This is a genomic window from Mesorhizobium amorphae CCNWGS0123, from assembly GCF_001686985.1.
Lineage (GTDB): Bacteria > Pseudomonadota > Alphaproteobacteria > Rhizobiales > Rhizobiaceae > Mesorhizobium > Mesorhizobium amorphae.
Map to the genome: position 1 here is coordinate 2,812,153 of NZ_CP015318.1, position 17,251 is coordinate 2,829,403.

The window sequence follows — 17,251 nt, forward strand, 5'->3', positions numbered from 1 at the left end:
GGAGCGCCGACCGCTTCGCGCTGGCCGCTTGCGCCGCGCCGTGAAGGCGCGTTCAAATGCGATGAAATAAAATAGAGGCGACCTCGAAAACAGCGGTCATGAACGAGAAGAAGGCAGCGATCCTTGGCGAAATACCGCGTCTGCGCCGCTACGCACGCTCGCTGCTGCGCGACCGCGATTCCGCCGACGATCTTGTCCAGGACTGCCTGGAGCGCGCGTTGGTCAGGCTCGACAACTGGCAGACGGGAGAAAGCCCCAGGAGGTGGCTGTTTACGATCATGCATCATTTGTTCATCGACCAGATGCGCAAGGTGAACCGCCGCGGCGAGGCGCAGATGCTGCCGCTCGAGGCCGGTGAGGCGCAGGCCGCTCCCGCCGAGCAGGTCGAAAGCATCGCCTCGCGCGAGATCATCGACGCATTGCAGGCGATCAGCCCCGACCGCCGCGCCGCCCTGGTGATGGTCGCCATCGAAGGCTTTTCCTATGCCGAGGCCGCCAACATCCTCGGTGTGCCGGCCGGCACGCTGATGTCGCGCATCGCGCGCGGCCGCGAAGAGTTGCGCAGTCTGCTCGACGACAGCGCGCGCCGCCGCTCGATAAGGGTTGTCGAGAAATGACCCGGCGCGATTTCTCCGAACGCGATATCCACATGGCCCTCGACGGTGAGCTGCCGGGCGAGGAGCGCATGGCCTACGACAGCTGGCTCGAGACCAATCCTGAGATGAAGGCCAGAAGCGTCCGCTACATCGCCGACCGGGCGGCACTGCGTGCCGCCTTTGCCGGCGTGATGGACGAGCCGGTGCCGGCAAGGCTGAGGCAAGCGTTGCTCGGCGAAGCGACGGTGAAGGCGGCCGCCTGGCGCTCGCGCTGGTGGCTTTCGGCGGCTGCGGCCGTGGTGCTGGTGGCCGGCGGGCTCGCCGGTTATGTCGCCGGCATTGACGGTGTCGGCAGGGGAGACGGCGCGGACGATCAACTGGCCGAGCAGGCGATCGCCGCCCATGTCATCTATGCCGCCGAGAAGCGCCATGCGGTGGAGGTGCCGGCCAGCGACAAGGATCATCTGCAGACCTGGCTGTCCAACCGCGTCGGCCTGAAACTGGTGGCGCCCGATCTGGCAGCCGAAGGCTTCCAGCTCGTCGGCGGCCGGCTGCTGCCCGCCGGCCATGGCAAGGCGGCGATGCTGCTCTATGAGGACGCCAAGGGCGAACGCATCTCGCTGTTCGTCACCGCCGAATCGGCCGACAAGGCCAAGGGCACCTATATGGCTGAGAAGGACGGCCCAGAGGCCGTCTACTGGCTGGACAAGGGCTATGGCTGCGCCGTTGTCGGCTCGCTGCCGCGCGAACGACTGGCCGCGGTGGCCAAGAGCGCCTATGGCCAGCTTCTGGCCGGTTTGGCGAGCTGAACCGGCTGCTGCTTTCCGCGGCCGGCGCCCTCTCGAAGCGGCGGTTCTTTCAGCGCCTCCGTGTTGCTGGACCACCATGCAACCTGTCACAATTCGGCCCTAATCGGGGTGCGAAAGCGCTTGATCAATACCGGCGCATCGGCTGGTATGACCGATGTTTCGATCCGGGCCGTTTCCACAACCCAATCAAGGTTTTCTGAGCCCCGCATGCCTGCCGAGATTCGCAAGGCCCGCGCGTCCGACGTCGATGACCTCGCCGCCATCGAGAAGGCTGTTTTCGCGAGCGATCGCATCTCGCGACGTTCGTTCCGACAGCTGATCGAGCGCGAGACCGCCGAGATGCTGGTCGCCGAAAGCGATAGCCGAATTGCCGGCTATGCGGTGGTGCTGTTTCGCAAGGGCAGCGGTGTCGCCCGGCTCTATTCCATCGCCATCGGCCCCTTCTTCGGCGGGATCGGCATTGGCCGCCAACTGCTGGCGGCGGCTGAAGAAGCGGCCTTCGAGCACGACCGCATGTTGCTGCGCCTCGAAGTGCGCGAGGACAATTTGCGCGCCATACGCGTCTACGAGCAGGGCGGCTACCGCAAGATCGGCCGCGAGCCGGGTTACTATGAGGACGGCGCCACGGCGCTGCGCTACGAGAAGACCTTGCGCGGCGAGATCCCGGTCGCCACCAAAGTGCCGTTCTACCAGCAGACCTGCGAGTTCACCTGCGGCCCATGCTGCCTGATGATGGCGATGGCCAATTTCGATGCGGCCTTCGTGCCCGACCCGGTCATGGAAATCCGCCTGTGGCGCGAGGCGACGACCGTGTTCATGATGTCGGGGCCGGGCGGCTGCGAACCGTTCGGCCTCGCCGTCTCCGGCTATGAAAGCGGGCTTGCGGCGGAGATCTACGTGTCCTTCTACGGCGCGCTGTTCCTGCAGTCGGTGCGCAGCGAGGACAAGCGCCGGGTGATGGAACTCGCCCAAGTCGACTTTCGCCGCCGTGCGGAACAATACGGCATCCCGGTGAATTACCGTCCATTCGCCCTCGATGATGTCCGCAGCGCGATCGCCGAGGGAAAGCTGGTGCTGGTTCTGATCAGCGGCTTCCTGATGTTCGGCAAGAAGGTGCCGCACTGGGTGCTGGCCATCGGCGACGATGGCGACCATATCCTGATCCACGATCCCTGGGTCGAGGACGAACGGCAGGAGACCATCCTTGATGCGGCCAACATTCCCGTGCCTTACGGCATCTTCATGAACATGGCGCAGTTCGGCCGCGACGGACTGCGAGCCGCCATCACTTTGGGGAAGCGCGACACACAATGACCTGGGTCATACTAACTGGCAGGCAGAACGACCTCGACCAGGTGGCGACGCCGCACAAGATCATCACCAACCGTGACTATCTTGCGCATCCGGCGCTGTTTCGCGGCCAGCGGCCGAAGGTGATCAACCTGTCGAACAATTATGGCTACCAGAGCCGCGGCTACTATGCCTCGCTGCTCGCCGGTTCGCGCGGCCACAAGGTCATCCCGACGGTCGAGACGATGATCGACCTGTCGGAGCGCAAGCTCTACGAGCACGCGCTGCCGGAACTGGAGCTGGCGCTGAACAAATGCCGCAAGGATCTCGGCGGCGCTTTCCCGCAAAAGGTCTGCATCTTCTTCGGCATCGGCCCGTCGAAAATATGGGACCGTTTCGCCAAGCTCCTGTTCGACTGGTTCCGCGCGCCGGCGCTGGAAGTCCACATCAAGGACAGCGCCGAATGGGCCTCGATCCGCAAGATCGGCTTTCTTCCGCTGGCCAGGATGACCGAGGACGAAGAGACCTTCTTCCTGCAGTGCCTGGAGACCTACACCAACCGCGAATGGCGCGACACCAAGGGCCGCACGCCGGCGCGTTATACGTTCGCGACGCTGGTCGATCCGCATGAGGAACTGCCGCCGTCGGAGATATCCTCGCTGCGCTATTGGGCCAGGATCGCCGAAAAGATGGGCGTCGAAATCGAGCCGATCACCAGGAAGGATTTGGCCAGGCTCGCCAATTACGACGCGCTGTTCATCCGCGAGACGACCTCGATTTCCAACCACACCTACCGCTTTGCCCGCCGCGCGCAGCAGGAAGGCATGCCCGTCATCGACGATCCGCTGTCGATGATCCGCTGCACCAACAAGGTCTATCTCAACGAGCTGATGACCTACAACAAGGTGCCGGTGCCGCCGACGGTGATGATCGCCGGCACCTCGGACCTCGAAGTGGCGGCGCAGACGCTGGGCTTCCCGCTGGTGCTGAAGATCCCGGATTCCTCCTTCTCGCGCGGCGTCAAGAAATGCGAGAACCTGGAAGAATTGAAACAGCTCGCCACCGAGTGGCTGGAGGATTCCGATCTCCTGATCGCCCAAAAGTTCATTCCGACCGAGTATGACTGGCGCGTCGGCGTGCTCGGCGGTCAGCCGCTGTTTGCCGTCCACTATCTGATGGCCAAGAAGCACTGGCAGATCGTCAATCACAAGGCCAACGGCAAGCCCGACCAGGGCGGCATCAAGACCTTCACGCTGAAGGAGACGCCGTCGCATGTCGTCGAGACGGCGGTGAAGGCGGCGCGCTGCATCGGCGACGGGCTCTATGGCGTCGACCTCAAGGAGACCAAGGACGGCGTCTTCGTCATCGAGGTCAACGACAACCCCAATCTCGACCATGGCTGGGAGGATTCCGGCGAAAAGGACGAGGTCTGGGTGCGGCTGACGCAATGGTTCCTGGAACGGCTCGACCGACCGGGGCGGTAATTCAACCGGGGGGAAAGATGCAGTTCATCGTAATCGAGGATTTTACCGGCTGCGATCGGAAGGAGATTTACCGTCGCTTCCGCGACCGTGGTCGCCTGAAGCCGGACGAACTTGTCGTGCACCATAGCTGGATCGCGGCGGATATGAGCCGATGCTTCCTGCTGGTGGAGGCCGATGACGTTACCCTTTTGCAGCGCTGGGTCATCGAATGGGCGGATCTGGTGGAGTTCGAGATCGTTCCGGTGGCGACGAACAAGGACATGACAGAGGCATTGAGCGGGCACCTCTGACCGGGCGGGAAATCTTCGGCCTCTGCTAAGGCTTTGTCCCCAGTGTCGGCGAACCCACCGACCGCTGGCACTCTTCGGTCAGCCATGTCCTGAACGCCGCCACCACCTCGCGCCGGATGCTTCGCTGCGGGATCGTCAGGCAATAGGGTTGGCTGAGCACGAGCGCGCGTCCGACGGGCCTGACCAGCCGGCCGTCTTCGAGCGCTTCGGCGCAGTAGATGCCTTGCGCGAGCGCGATGCCGAGGCCGGATATGGCGAGGTCGAGCGCCGCCCGCGACGAGTTCGCCGACAGGCCGCGCTGCCCGGCCCGGCTGGGGGCAATGCCTGCGGCCTCGAACCAGCTGCGCCAGGACGGAAAGGACGCGCCGGTCGGCCCCCAATCCGTATGGATCAACGGCAGGCCGGCGAGGGTACCCGCAGTTTCCGGACCGCCGATCCCGCGGGCAGTGCCTGGCTCGCTGGCGATGCCTGGCGCGCAGACGGGATAGACGGCATCCCTGACGATCTCCTCAGTGACCTCGTCGCGATAGTGGGAACGCCCATAAGACAGCCGGATGTCGATCAGGTCGTGGTCGAACGATACTGGATCGTCTTCGCCCCTCAGAGCGATGTCGACCGCGCCATGGCCGGCGACGAACTTCGCCAGCCGCGTCGACAGCCAGCCCATCGCCATCGAAGGCGGCACCGAGACGACCAGCCGCGAGCGTAGCTCAGCACCGCCCAATTCGCGCGACACGCTGCCGATCTCCTCGAACGCCGTCGTCAGCCTGGGCAGCATCTCGCGCCCCGCATCGGTCAGCACGGCGCGGCGGTTCACGCGCAGAAACAGCTTGCGGCCCATCTGCTCCTCGACGGTGCGGATGAGCTGGCTGACCGCTGCCGCCGAAACCGAAAGCTCCTCGGCCGCCGCAGCAAAGCTGCCGCAGCGCGCCGCCGCTTCGAAAGCCTGCAACCCGCGCAAGGATGGAAGTGCGACCATGGTCCCTAACAGATAAGTTAAGCTTATCTATCTGGCAGAAATCCTCGTTTTGCGAAAGCTATTTTGTCGATTACGGTCTTTTCGATCGGCAGGCAAGGAACGGAACACAATGGACCATCGCGACGTGATCGCATCGTTGACGCAGCAGCAGCGCGACCGGCTGACTGCCAAGTCGGATCGCCTCGGACTGGTTCATCTCGCCGCGCATTGGGGCGCGATCGTCGTCCTCGGCGCGCTGATCGCCGCGAAAGTGCCGTTCTGGCCGCTGCTGATGCTGCCGCAGGGCATATTGATCGTGTTCCTGTTCACGCTGCTGCACGAGACGATCCATCGGACCGCCTTCGAGACGCAGCGATTGAACGATCTGGCGGCGCGCGCCGCCAGCCTGGCGATCGCGCTGCCGGCGGACTGGTTCCGCTATTTCCACTTTGCGCACCATCGTTTCACCCAGGATCCCGAGAACGATCCCGAACTCGCCTTTCCAAAACCGGAAACCTGGCGGCAGTACCTGGTCCACGTCTCCGGCATTCCGGTGTGGTGGGGGCATGTCAAGACGCTCTACCTCAACGCCACCGGCCAGTGCAGCGGCAGCTACGTGCCGCCGAAGGGCCACCCCAAGGTGCGCGCCGAGGCTCGCGCCATGCTCGCCTTCTATGCCGTCCTGCTCGTGCTGGCGCTATGGTTCAAGGCGACGGTGCTGCTCTACGTCTGGATCGTGCCGGCGCTGCTCGGACAGCCGTTCCTGCGCCTCTATCTGCTGGCCGAACACGGCCGCTGCCCGCTGGTCGCCAACATGCTGGAGAACACCAGGACGACGCTTACCAACTGGTTCGTCCGCAAGCTCGCCTGGAACATGCCCTACCACACCGAGCATCATGCCTATCCGGGCGTGCCCTTCCATCAGCTGCCGCAGTTTCATGCCCTGATCGAGCGCCACCTCAAGGTGGTCGAGAACGGCTATGTCAGCTTCCACGGCAAGTATATCGGCACGTTGAGCTAACGCGCCCTTGGGTTTAGATCGGCTCGTGCCTGAAAAGATGAACCGGCTTCAGGCGCGCACGTTTGATGACGCCTTTTGCCTCAAGGTCGAGCTGGACGGCCTTCAGCCACCATCCCGCCGTTTTGCCTTCAGGGAAAAGGTCGTCGGGAAGGTTGGGCAGCAGCGCCTCTTTCGCGTCGGCCACCTTCAGTCCCGGCGCCTTGCCCGGCAGGACGGCAAGTAGCGCCCCACGCATCACCACATATTTCGCTCTATTGACCCATACAGTTCGCCCGGGCGTGTTGACGTTCTCGATTTCGACCTTGTCGTCAGGCATGGATCTTCCCCGACACTTCAATCTTCGGATTGCGGAAACCCATTGCGATCCACGCCCCCAGAAGCTTCGCGTAGAACGACAAAGTATGGCTCCTCAGATTGGGGATGTCCTGGGGCAGGTTGGACGCGTCAGGCAGGTCGCCGGCCATTGTGCGCATCTCGGCCTTTGGGCGGGCGTCGTCCGCCCATAAATGCAGATAGACGCTCAGCCAATGCGCGCCCTTCATTTCGAGGAAGATCGGCGTGTTGCAGCAGGTCGCAACGACACGGCGCGAACCTGCATCGGCGGACAGCCGGAACTCTCTCAGGTGCTCCGTGCCGGACAGGATCCGGACACGGTCCTTACGATACTCCGCACAAGGCGTCGCGCCGTAGGATGTAAGAACGCTCTTCGCACCGGGGAGCGTCGCCAGCCGATCTGCCGCAGCCCGGCAACTGTCGCACAGGCACTCGGACACCAGGATCGGGCTTCCCTTCAACTCCAGGCGCGTCTGTCCGCAGGCGCAACTGATCTGCGTGGTTTCGCTCATGCTGCGTTCTCCTCCGTGATGTGAAACAGGTGCCGGATGTACCGGTCCAGATGGTCAAGGCTTTCCCGCGCAAGTTCCGGATCGTTCCCTGCCTTCGCCAGGACGAACCCGCCCTGAATGATGGTTTGCGTGTGCCGCGCGAGGCTCTCCGCCGTCCAGTCACCGATGATGCCGCGGTCCCGTCGTGCCGCCTCGATATCGGCCTCGAGCGTTGCCGCATGGCCGAAAATGCTTCGGCCACAGGCATCGCGAATGTCCGGGGAACTTGCGTAGATCTCCTGCGCCATCGTACCGACCAGGCAGGTGAACTCGGCCAGATCGCCGGCGATGATTGCCTTGCGAAAGGCAACGTAGGCGAGGACGCGCTCCAAAGGATCGGCCGGGGCGTGATAGGGCGCGTCCGCGAAGAAAACAGACGTCGTCTCGGCCCAGAACTCGGCAGCCGCAACGCCCAGAGCCTCTTTGCTCCCGAACTGATGGAAGAACGCTCCCTTCGTGACGTCGGCTGATCTGCAGAGGTCATCGACCGCTGTAGCTGCGAAGCCTTTGGTACGAACGATATCCCGCGCCGCCTCGAGGAGCCGGGTTCGTGCGCTGCCGCGTTCCGGTGAGTGCTTGGTAGGTCTCGACATCTTATATAAATACCGTACGGTCGGTATTTGTCAATCGGCTGGCTCGGCACGCTGCAATTTCAACAACATGACGCTAAGCGTAAAACGGACATGCTTTCCAACCGCGAAGCAGCAATTCACTCTATCGAGGCGAGAAACTCGAAGCGGTCGTAACGCCTGACCAATTTTTGGGTCCCGAGCCTGGGGCGGTGTCGTCTACCCGGACTGACGCAGCGCTGCCGCGGATCTCAACAGCCGGTTGATGTCCGCCGCCTTCGACGGCACGCCGATCAGATAGCCCTGCGCCTCGACGCAGCCTGCCTCGCGCAGCATGTCGAGCTGCGCTTCGGTTTCGACGCCTTCGGCGGTGACCGTGATACCGAGCTGCGCGCCGAGCCCGATAACCGTGCGCACGATCGCCGCCGTGTCGCGATTGTCCATGTCTCGGATGAAGGAACGGTCGATCTTGATCTTGTCGACGGGAAAACGCCTGAGATAGCCGAGCGACGAATAGCCTGTACCGAAATCGTCGAGCGCGATGCGGATGCCGAGGTCGCGCAACTGGCTGAGCGTCTTCAGCACCGTGTCGCTCTCGTCCATCAGCACGGTTTCGGTGATCTCCAGCTCGAGTCGGTCGGCCGGCACGCCGGAAAACGCCAGTGCCGAAATCACGCTGCGGGTGAAGGTGCCGCTTTTGAGCTGCACCGCCGAGACATTGACCGCAATGCGCATCGCATGCGGCCAGCCGGCGGCCGCCGTGCAGGCTTTTCTCAGCGCCCAGTCACCCAGTTGCACGATCAATCCGGTTTCTTCGGCGGCCGGGATGAAATCGTCGGGCGCTACCAGGCCGCGTGCCGGCGAACGCCAGCGCATCAGTGCTTCCGCGCCAACGATGTCGCCGGAGGCGATGTTCATGATCGGCTGGAAATCGAGCTCGAATTCGCGCCGGGGCAGCGCCGCCTCGAGGTCAGTTTCGAGCACCTGGCGCTCCCGCACCATGGCGTCCATGCCGGGTTCGAAGAAACGGTAGACGTTGCGGCCTTCGCTCTTGCCCCGATAGAGCGCCATGTCGGCGTTCTTCAGCAGCGTGTCGGCGTCCTTGCCGTCGTCCGGGTAGAGTGCGATGCCGAGGCTGATGCCGATATGCATGTCGCGGCTCTTGTCGCGATAGGGCTTGCCGATGACCTCGACTATGCGCCTGGCCAGGCGTTCGGCGTCGGCCGCGCCTTTGACGTTGAACTGGATGATGGCGAACTCGTCGCCGCCGAAGCGGGCCACCACATCCGTCTCGTTGCGCAGGCAGCGCATCAGGCGCTCGGCCACGCATTTCAGCAGCCAGTCGCCGGCCGGGTGCCCAAACGTGTCGTTGACGGCCTTGAAGCGATCGAGGTCGAGCGAGAGGATCGCCAGCGGTGCGACCGTGGGCTCGCTCAGGGCTTGGTCGAGGCGCTCGCGGAACATCGAGCGGTTGGGCAGGTTGGTCAGCGTGTCGTGATGCGCAAGATGCGTCATGCGCTCTTCGGCTTGGCGGCGCTCGGTGATGTCGTCGAACGTTGCCACCCAGCCGCCGCCGGCAAGCGGCCGGCGCGCTATCAGAAGGGTCCTGCCGTCGGCAAGGCTGCGGTGGGTCGAACGCGACTCGCCGGCCTGCAGGCAGGTCATGGTTTTCGAAATTTCCCCGTCGATATCGATCTCGGCATAGATGCCGAGACGCACCAACTGCACCAGCAGCTCGCGGTGGCTCATGCCGAGCGGGAAGTCGGCCGGCGTGACGTGATAGAGGTCGAGGAAGCGCTCGTTGCGCACGATCAGCCTGGCCTCGGTGTCGTACATCAACAGGCCTTGCGACATGTTGGCCAAAGCGGCGTCGAACCGGCGGTGCTGCTCCTTCAGCTCCTGCCCGGCGCGCCGCTGTTCGGTGATGTCCTCGTAGATCGACACCCAGCCGCCCGACGCCAGCGGCCGGTGCGAGATATTGATGATGCGCCCGTCCGACAGCACCTCCTCGTAGGTCGAGGGCCTGGCCTGGTCGATATAGGGTTTGCGGATGGCATAGAGCTCCTCGGCGCTGTGCGAGGCAACGCCGATATCGACGCTGTGCTGGAGAATGTCGAAGAAGCGTATGCCGGGCCGCACGATCCCGGCGTCGAGGCAGAAAATGCCGAGATAGTTGCCGTTGCAGATGATCATCCGCTCGTCGGCGTCGAACATGCACAGTCCGTGCGACATGTTCTCGACGGCCGCCGAAAAACGCTCGTTCTGCTCGCGCAGTTGGTCTTCGATCCGCCGTGGCTGGCCGATGCTTCCGGCGCTCCGCCTGCGCGCGGGCAAACCAGCCTTGACGTGTGCGACGGGCATGTAGGCGCCTGCGGACCGTGATCTGACACGATACTGTGGTAGTCGCCGGTTAATTTAGCGTTCGTTCAGTCAGCCGAATGCACGGTAACCGGTGCCTGGCGCTTCGCTTCGAGCGCCGCGTACCGCTTGAGGAATGCGGCCTGCGCCCAGGTCACCGAGCGTGGCGTGAAATCGAAGCTGTCGGCGTTAAAGCCGCGCGGGCGGCCGAAAAACTCCGTCGCCTCGCGGGTGGAGAAGCCGGCAAGCAGCGTCGCCTCGTAATAGGCGGCGATCTGGTCGGCGCGTTTGATCTCCTTGCGCAGACCGGCACCGAGCTCGGCCGGCAGCGAAAAGCGCAGATGGATGGCGCGCTGCAGCCTCAACTCGCAGTCCTTGTAGGAGCCGCCCATCACCGACTTGAACGGCGAGATCATGTCGCCGATGACATATTCCGGCGCATCGTGCAGCAACGCCGCCAGCCGGGCGCCGGCCGAAGCTGCCGGCATCAATTCGCCAAACAGCGACTCGACCAGCAGCGAATGCTGGGCGACCGAAAAGGCGTGCTCGCCGCTGGTCTGGCCGTTCCAGCGGGCGACGCGGGCAAGCCCGTGCGCGATGTCTGATATCTCGATGTCGAGCGGCGAGGGGTCGAGCAGGTCGAGCCGCCGTCCCGACAGCATACGCTGCCATGCGCGTGGCGGCGCCCCGGCACGGTCGGCCGCCATCAGGCCTCCTCCGCGCCGACGGCATCCTGCGGGAAGCCGAACTTCGCCCAGGCCGGTATGGCGAGCGTCACCGCGATTTCGCCAGCCATGACCGGCTGGCCGCTGTCGAGTGCTGCCTTGACGCGGTCGATGCGGGCAATGGCGAGGCCTGCGGCCCCCTGGGTCGAGCCGAGCGTTCCAACCGGCCGTCCGGAGACCGTCAGTTCCGTGCCGGGCGCGGGCAGGGGAGCTTGCGCGGAGGCGATCAGCACGCGGCGCCTGGCGGTGCCGCGATGTTGCATGCGCGAGACCACCTCCTGACCGACATAGCAGCCTTTCTTGAAGCCAACGCCACCGGTCTCATCGAGCAGCACGTCATGCGGAAAGGCATCGCCGAGCGCATAGTCGCTGCCGCTTTCGGCAATGCCGTGGGCGATCCGCAGAGCCTGCCATGCGGCGGCATCGCTGGCCCCGGCCGCGCTCCCATATCGGCGCCTGACGGCGATGTCGCGGAAGCGCGTGTCGGAGACTTCGGTTGAATCAGAATGTGAAGCGGCTGGTTCACTTCCCCACGCGACGCTGACAAGTGCCTGATCGGCCTTGGCAATCTCAGCCTTGGCGCGCAAGCGGTAGAGCATCAGCCGGCGTACGAAATCGTCGGCAACGTCGGTGCGGCAGTCGAGGACAAGGCCATCCTCTCCAGCACGCGAGATCAGGAAATCGAACAGGATCTTGCCTTGCGGCGAAAGCAGCGCGCCAGGCTTGGCCTCGCCGGCAGCCAGCACGTCGAGGTCGGTGGTGAGGATGTTTTGCAAGAAATGCTCGGCATCTGGGCCTGACACGGAAACGAGCGCACGGTCTTTCAGCAGGGCAATGGGCATGGGGGGACAAAAGCCTGATCTTGCAAAACGGTCGGCCTTTACGTAAGCCGACGACACTCCCCCCGCAAGAGACCGGACGCCCATGGCCAGCACCTACGATCTCATCCTGACAGGCGGCACGGTGGTCAACCATGACAGCGAGGGTTTTCGCGATATCGGCGTCAAGGACGGTCGCATCGCGGCAATAGGTGATCTCGGTCAGGCCTCCGCCGGCGAGACGATCGACTGTCGCGGCCTGCATATCCTGCCCGGCGTCGTCGACAGCCAGGTGCATTTCCGCGAGCCGGGGCTCGAGCACAAGGAGGATCTGGAGACAGGCTCGCGCGCGGCGGTGCTCGGTGGCGTCACTTCCGTCTTCGAGATGCCCAACACCAATCCGCTCACCACTAGCGAGGCGGCACTTGACGACAAGGTGCGTCGCGCCTCGGGCCGCATGCATTGTGACTTCGCCTTCTGGGTCGGCGGCACCCGCGACAATGCCGGCGACGTGGGCGAACTCGAACGGCTGCCGGGCGCGGCCGGAATAAAGGTGTTCATGGGCTCGTCGACCGGCGATCTGCTTGTCGAGGACGACGAGGGCGTCGCCGCGATCCTGAAAAACACGCGCCGCCGCGCGGCCTTCCATTCGGAGGACGAGTTCCGCCTGCGCGAGCGGTTGGGCGAGCGCATAGAAGGCGACCCGTCCTCGCATCCCGTCTGGCGCGACGAGATCGCCGCACTGCGCTGCACCGAGCGCCTGGTGCGCATAGCCCGCCAGGTGCGCGCCCGCATCCACGTGCTGCACATCTCGACTGCCGAGGAGATTTTGTTCCTCGAACAGCACAAGGATGTCGCGACCTGCGAGGCGACGCCGCACCATCTGACGCTCGCCGCCGACGACTATGCGCGCCTGGGCACGCTGATCCAGATGAACCCGCCGGTACGTGCCGCGCGCCACCGCGACGGCGTCTGGCACGGCATTCAGCAAGGCATCGTCGATGTGCTCGGCTCTGACCATGCTCCGCACACGCTGGCCGAAAAGGCAAAGCCCTATCCGGCCTCGCCGTCCGGCATGACCGGCGTGCAGACACTGGTGCCGATCATGCTCGACCACGTCAATGCCGGCCGGCTGACCCTGCAGCGCTTCGTCGATCTCTCCAGCCACGGCCCACAGCGCATCTTCGGCATGGCCAGGAAAGGCCGCATCGCCGCCGGCTACGACGCGGACTTCACCATCGTCGACCTGAAGCGCCGCGAGACCATCACAAATGCGCAGGCGGGCTCAAAGGCTGGCTGGACGCCCTATGATGGGAAAGAAGTGATTGGCTGGCCGGTTGGCACCGTCGTGCGCGGCCGGCGTGTGATGTGGGAAGGCGAGATCGTAACGCCCGGCCAGGGCAGGGCGGTGGAGTTTTCCGAGGCGCTGCAGGGCTAGCCTACCTCCCAGAGGGGCAGGGCGAGCCGCTCAATCCCCGGCGACGAAGAACATCCACTGGCCGGTCGGCGTGATGCCGACACGGTAGAAGATGTAGGCGCCGAATTGTTTCATGCCGTCAAAGTCGCCGGCGGTCACGATCTTGAACAGCTCGACGCGCTGCCTGGCGTCGAGTTTGTCGAGTGGCAGCGCGAAGAAATAGGGCCAGACATAGAGCTCCTGCGGCGTGCCTGCATCGACATGGACATAGCCGGCGCTAAGCACCTCTTCCATGATGGCCAGGATTTCCTGGCCTTCGCCGTCGCCGGACAGCCCCTTGAGGAAAGCGATCGGGTCGCCGTCGATGTCGCCAAGCGACAATTGCGTCATCTGATCGCCCGCGCCGATCAACGGCCTGAGCTTCTCGATGTCGCCGCTCCGGCAGGCCTCGACGATCAGGTCGCGCATGCGCCTGACTGGCTCGGGCAGCCTGGTGAGGTCGTAGATGACTTCCGGCGGCGGCGTCTCCGGGTCGGTGCGTGGGGTGGCCACGCCGCCATCGTTCGCCGGTCCTTCCGGCTCGCTCTTTTCGGGCTCGTCGGCGGGCGTCGGCTCCTGGGCTGCGGGCGGGGTCGTGCCGAGCGGATCGGGCGCCGGCACGGCGCTTCCGGGCGGTGCCATGTCGTCGTCGGCGGGTGGCGTGACGGGCGAGGGAAGCTCTTCGCGCTTGATCTCGCTCAGCGCGTGAGCCGGGCCGGTCGTGAGACAGAGCGCCAGCGGAACCGCGGCGCAGAAAGCAGCGAGCCAGATGCTGAAAACCAGGCCACGCGGCTGGCCTGAGATCGAAAAATTCACCGCCTGCATCTCCTCAGAGCAATTCCAGGAAAAGTGCATAGCGGTTTTCCGTCCGGAATTGCGCAAAAACAAATACCTAGAGCGGGTCGGCAATTCTATCAAAAGCTGAACCGCTCTAGTGCCCGGCTTTCCGGGCCGTTCAAGCGCCCCCGAGCCTGTCCGGATGTCCCGGGCATGATGCCCAAACGGTGCGCCGTCGTCAAAGAACCGTACGTCGTTTAAGGGACGCGGCGGCGTCTAGTGTCGCAGCCGCTCCGGCTCGAAAGCGCCAGCGACCACCTTTTCACGCATGCGGTCGAGCAGGGCAAGGGCCGAGGTCTCGCCATTGGCGCGCAGCATCTCGCCGAACGCGGTTTCCAGCGCCGCCTCGGCAATGATCTCGGGCTCGATTCCGGCCGACAACCCTTCCGCCCAGGCCTCGCTGTGGCTCTCCACGGCGGTCAGGCGCTTTTCTTCCCTGACCAACGCGTCGATGTCGTTGACGGCATGTTCCATTGCGATGTCCACCCTTTTCAAGCGGCGATCCGTGGGTGCGGATCAGGCTTGGGCTGTCCCTTTAATGCGCAGGTCTCAGTAACTGTTTGTAAATACGACATTTTTTTGGTCGTGCTCTACAAAGTCCGTCGCGTTGCAAAAACCTGCCTTCGATCGTTTTCAAACTTAGCCGATTAGACCGGCGAGCGGCATCAAAACCTTCAGTTTGAGTTAATTCCACATCTGCACGATAACGTTTCGTTAATATAGTTGCAGAAGTGCAACATCAGGATTGCACCAAGACGTCGGTGGACACAAGCGGGCAGAGATGAAAAGCCTGTTGGTATCGAGCGGGACAGCGACCCGGATGCCGGTCAGTTGCCGTAGCGCGAGGCGATGTCGCGCGTCAGCGTCTCGCCTTCCTTGGTGTAGCGGCTGATGGCTTCTATCGCCGACGCCGTGCATTGCGTGTAGGTGCCGCCGAAGGAGCGGTAGCCGCGGTTGAAGCTGGCGATGAAGCGGGCGCGCCGCTCGGGATCGGGATTTTCCGATTCGAGCAGCCTTTCCATCTCGACCCGCCACTGGTTGCCCTTCTCGCCGCATAAATTGCGCAGGAAGTGCAGCGAACCCAGAACTTCCGCCAGCCGCATCAGCCCAGGTTCGAACGGCGCCTCGGTGGCTAAAGCCGGCCGCGCAGCGGTGCTGGCGGCGAGGCATGCGGCGAGAAACAGCGAGGCTCGGGTCATCAGGCTTTGTGGCCAAACAATTTGTCGCCCGCAAGACGATTCTCGTGGCTAGATACCGGCATCCTTGTTGGTTCCGAATAGTTCCTTCGCCACCTCAAACACCGAGCCTGCGAGCGGTAGCGCGGCCATCTCGCCGAGCGTATAGAAGGCAGCGGTCTCGGCATCGTCGCTGGCCATCGCTTCGCCGCCGGCATGGGTGGCGCCGAACACCGTCAGCAGATAGTCGACCGGGTGGTTCTCGCCACTGCCGTCGATGTGGATTTCGCGCAGCGGCCGGTAGTCCTCGGCCAGCAGCCCGGTCTCTTCGAGCAATTCGCGGGCCGCCGCTTGCGCAAGCGTCTCGCCGGGCTCGACCTTGCCGCCCGGAAAGGCATAAACCCCTTGCGAGGGCGGCCTTGCCCGCTTGACCAGCAACACCGTGTCGCCGCGCACGACGGCAACCGAGACTGCCGGAACTGTCTTTCGCCTCTCGTCCATCAATCCTCGATCTGCAGCCCTTGTGGACCAGCAGCAAGCAAACAGCTTTAGCGGTTGCGCAACGCCGGTTCCATCGCCACTTTCGCGTCTGATCGATTCAACGGGCTTGCCAATGTGCGGACGCTTTGCCTTGACCGCGACGCCGGACCAGACCGCCGCTCTTTTCGGCCTGGCGGAACTGGAGGATTTTCCGGCGCGCTACAACATCGCGCCGACGCAGCCCGTGCTGATGACGCTTGCAGGACCGCCGCGGATGCCAGGCTCGAACCTGCCGGACCGGCAGGCGATGCTGGTGCGCTGGGGGCTGATCCCGGCCTGGGTCAAGGACACCAGGGAGTTCCCATTGCTGTTCAACGCTCGCTCGGAAGGGGCGGTGGAAAAGGCCTCGTTCAAGGCCGCCATGCGCCATCGCCGCGCTCTGGTGCCGGCGTCGGGCTTTTACGAGTGGCGGCAAGCCGGAGATAAGGGGGCTGGCGGCAAGAAAGGCCAGCCCTACTGGATCCGGCCGAAGCATGGCAGGCTCGTCGCCTTCGCCGGGCTGGTCGAGACCTATGCCGAACCGGGCGGCTCGGAGATGGACACCGGCGCCATCCTCACCGTGCATGCCAATGCCGACATCGCCCATATCCACGACCGCATGCCGGTGGTGATCGCGCGTGAGGATTTCGACCGCTGGCTGGACTGCCGCACCCAGGAGCCACGCCACGTGGCCGACCTCTTGCGGCCTGTACAGCCCGATTTCTTCGAAGCGATTCCTGTTTCCGACCTCGTCAACAAGGTCGCCAACACCGGACCGGAGGTTCAGGAGCGGGGCGTCATCGGACCGGAGCCCGAGAGGGTCAGGCGCCAGAAGCCTGGCGCGGACGAAAGTCAGATGACCCTATTTTGAAGCCGTTGCGATCGGGCGCGCTTCGACGCCTCTGTTGCCGGGCGCTCGGCGCCGGCTGCGTGCCTGTTCAGGCAGCGCGCGGCGACACGATCTTCTGCGTCGGCTTCTTCTTCTTCGCGGTGTGGAGAAGGGCGGCGACGATAGCGGCCGGGCCGATCGCGCGGTAGTGGCTGGCGAGCGCCGGTTGTTTGGCGCGGTTGGATTCCTGCTTGGTTCGGGGCATTGCTCTCTTCCCTGGTAACATTTCCGTGTCTGCGTTTGATCGCCGATTCCGACCAAATCGTGACGTCTGGTGACCTAGCCGGCGAATGTTTCATGACTGTGCCGACATGTTTAATAAAATGTTTCAGTGCCTCATTTCCTGTGATCCACCGACTCTTTTGGCTGATGTTGCGACTTGACGGCAACACCGGGCAAGGCGATAAAGCCGCGCATGAAAACGTTTTTCGCCATTTGTGGCATTTGCATTATTGGCTAGCCTCGCGCTGGTCCGGACGTTTTCGCCTCATCTTTCCCCAGATTGGACAAACGCCCCGGCCAGCAGGCTGGAATCGGTTTGCGCCTCGGCGCAAGCCCATCCAGAAACCAACG

At 63.9% G+C, this 17,251-nt stretch carries 20 protein-coding genes; 8 read left to right on the forward strand and 12 right to left on the reverse strand.

Going from position 1 to position 17,251, the window contains the following annotated elements:
* Positions 1–98 precede the first annotated feature (98 nt).
* The 5 genes from A6B35_RS13010 (at position 99) to A6B35_RS13030 (ending at position 4,469) form a co-directional block, all read left to right on the forward strand.
* Entirely contained in the window at positions 99–617 is a 519-nt protein-coding gene (locus tag A6B35_RS13010) for a sigma-70 family RNA polymerase sigma factor (RefSeq protein ID WP_006202242.1), read from the forward strand.
* The gene (locus tag A6B35_RS13015; RefSeq protein ID WP_006202243.1) at positions 614–1,405 is read left to right on the forward strand and encodes an anti-sigma factor family protein; all 792 of its coding nucleotides are present in this window, start codon (positions 614–616) and stop codon (positions 1,403–1,405) included. The genes A6B35_RS13010 and A6B35_RS13015 overlap by 4 nt, the downstream gene beginning before the upstream one ends.
* 207 nt (positions 1,406–1,612) lie before the next feature.
* A complete protein-coding gene (locus A6B35_RS13020; protein ID WP_006202244.1) occupies positions 1,613–2,719 on the forward strand; it encodes a peptidase C39 family protein in 1,107 nt (368 codons plus the stop codon).
* Positions 2,716–4,179: a RimK family protein gene (locus A6B35_RS13025; RefSeq protein ID WP_006202245.1), complete on the forward strand. Its 1,464-nt coding sequence runs from the start codon at positions 2,716–2,718 to the stop codon at positions 4,177–4,179. Before A6B35_RS13020 ends, A6B35_RS13025 begins: the two co-directional genes overlap by 4 nt.
* A gap of 17 nt (positions 4,180–4,196) precedes the next feature.
* Positions 4,197–4,469, forward strand: coding sequence for a DUF3303 domain-containing protein (locus A6B35_RS13030; protein WP_006202246.1), 273 nt, complete (start codon positions 4,197–4,199; stop codon positions 4,467–4,469).
* Positions 4,470–4,494: 25 nt separating this feature from the next.
* Here A6B35_RS13030 and A6B35_RS13035 read toward each other — a convergent pair whose 3' ends face one another.
* Positions 4,495–5,448, reverse strand: coding sequence for a LysR substrate-binding domain-containing protein (locus tag A6B35_RS13035; RefSeq protein ID WP_006202247.1), 954 nt, complete (start codon positions 5,446–5,448; stop codon positions 4,495–4,497).
* A gap of 109 nt (positions 5,449–5,557) precedes the next feature.
* Here A6B35_RS13035 and A6B35_RS13040 point away from each other — a divergent pair, with 109 nt between their 5' ends.
* Entirely contained in the window at positions 5,558–6,448 is an 891-nt protein-coding gene (locus A6B35_RS13040) for a fatty acid desaturase family protein (protein WP_006202248.1), read from the forward strand.
* 13 nt (positions 6,449–6,461) lie between these two features.
* Here the strand turns inward: A6B35_RS13040 and A6B35_RS13045 are convergent, their stop codons facing one another.
* The 6 genes from A6B35_RS13045 to ygfZ form a co-directional block, all read right to left on the reverse strand.
* Positions 6,462–6,764, reverse strand: a complete 303-nt coding sequence (locus A6B35_RS13045) for a DUF6958 family protein (RefSeq protein WP_006202249.1) — start codon at positions 6,762–6,764, stop codon at positions 6,462–6,464.
* Complete coding sequence (locus A6B35_RS13050) at positions 6,757–7,293, reverse strand: GFA family protein (protein WP_006202250.1); 537 nt, start codon at positions 7,291–7,293, stop codon at positions 6,757–6,759. Before A6B35_RS13050 ends, A6B35_RS13045 begins: the two co-directional genes overlap by 8 nt.
* Positions 7,290–7,925, reverse strand: coding sequence for a TetR/AcrR family transcriptional regulator (locus A6B35_RS13055; RefSeq protein WP_006202251.1), 636 nt, complete (start codon positions 7,923–7,925; stop codon positions 7,290–7,292). Before A6B35_RS13055 ends, A6B35_RS13050 begins: the two co-directional genes overlap by 4 nt.
* 195 nt (positions 7,926–8,120) lie before the next feature.
* A complete protein-coding gene (locus tag A6B35_RS13060; protein ID WP_006202252.1) occupies positions 8,121–10,262 on the reverse strand; it encodes a putative bifunctional diguanylate cyclase/phosphodiesterase in 2,142 nt (713 codons plus the stop codon).
* A 65-nt stretch (positions 10,263–10,327) separates the two neighbouring features.
* Positions 10,328–10,966: an HD domain-containing protein gene (locus A6B35_RS13065; RefSeq protein WP_006202254.1), complete on the reverse strand. Its 639-nt coding sequence runs from the start codon at positions 10,964–10,966 to the stop codon at positions 10,328–10,330.
* Positions 10,966–11,826 (reverse strand): CAF17-like 4Fe-4S cluster assembly/insertion protein YgfZ, encoded by an 861-nt coding sequence (gene ygfZ, locus A6B35_RS13070; RefSeq protein ID WP_006202255.1) that lies wholly within the window; start codon positions 11,824–11,826, stop codon positions 10,966–10,968. Before ygfZ ends, A6B35_RS13065 begins: the two co-directional genes overlap by 1 nt.
* 82 nt (positions 11,827–11,908) lie before the next feature.
* Between ygfZ and A6B35_RS13075 the strand changes: the two genes are divergently transcribed.
* Positions 11,909–13,240 (forward strand): dihydroorotase, encoded by a 1,332-nt coding sequence (locus tag A6B35_RS13075; RefSeq protein WP_006202256.1) that lies wholly within the window; start codon positions 11,909–11,911, stop codon positions 13,238–13,240.
* A gap of 30 nt (positions 13,241–13,270) precedes the next feature.
* Here A6B35_RS13075 and A6B35_RS13080 read toward each other — a convergent pair whose 3' ends face one another.
* From A6B35_RS13080 to A6B35_RS13095, 4 genes are all read right to left on the reverse strand, one after another.
* On the reverse strand, positions 13,271–14,074 hold the full coding sequence (locus tag A6B35_RS13080; protein WP_040582788.1) for a dihydrolipoyllysine-residue succinyltransferase component of 2-oxoglutarate dehydrogenase complex: 804 nt from the start codon (positions 14,072–14,074) through the stop codon (positions 13,271–13,273).
* Positions 14,075–14,311: 237 nt separating this feature from the next.
* Positions 14,312–14,569: a hypothetical protein gene (locus A6B35_RS13085; RefSeq protein ID WP_006202258.1), complete on the reverse strand. Its 258-nt coding sequence runs from the start codon at positions 14,567–14,569 to the stop codon at positions 14,312–14,314.
* 353 nt (positions 14,570–14,922) lie between these two features.
* A complete protein-coding gene (locus A6B35_RS13090) occupies positions 14,923–15,294 on the reverse strand; it encodes a TIGR02301 family protein (RefSeq protein ID WP_006202259.1) in 372 nt (123 codons plus the stop codon).
* A 48-nt stretch (positions 15,295–15,342) separates the two neighbouring features.
* On the reverse strand, positions 15,343–15,771 hold the full coding sequence (locus tag A6B35_RS13095; protein ID WP_006202260.1) for an NUDIX hydrolase: 429 nt from the start codon (positions 15,769–15,771) through the stop codon (positions 15,343–15,345).
* Positions 15,772–15,883: 112 nt separating this feature from the next.
* Here A6B35_RS13095 and A6B35_RS13100 point away from each other — a divergent pair, with 112 nt between their 5' ends.
* Positions 15,884–16,660: an SOS response-associated peptidase gene (locus tag A6B35_RS13100; RefSeq protein WP_006202261.1), complete on the forward strand. Its 777-nt coding sequence runs from the start codon at positions 15,884–15,886 to the stop codon at positions 16,658–16,660.
* Between the two features lie 67 nt (positions 16,661–16,727).
* Here A6B35_RS13100 and A6B35_RS34395 read toward each other — a convergent pair whose 3' ends face one another.
* The gene (locus tag A6B35_RS34395) at positions 16,728–16,883 is read right to left on the reverse strand and encodes a hypothetical protein (protein WP_006202262.1); all 156 of its coding nucleotides are present in this window, start codon (positions 16,881–16,883) and stop codon (positions 16,728–16,730) included.
* Positions 16,884–17,251: the final 368 nt, after the last annotated feature.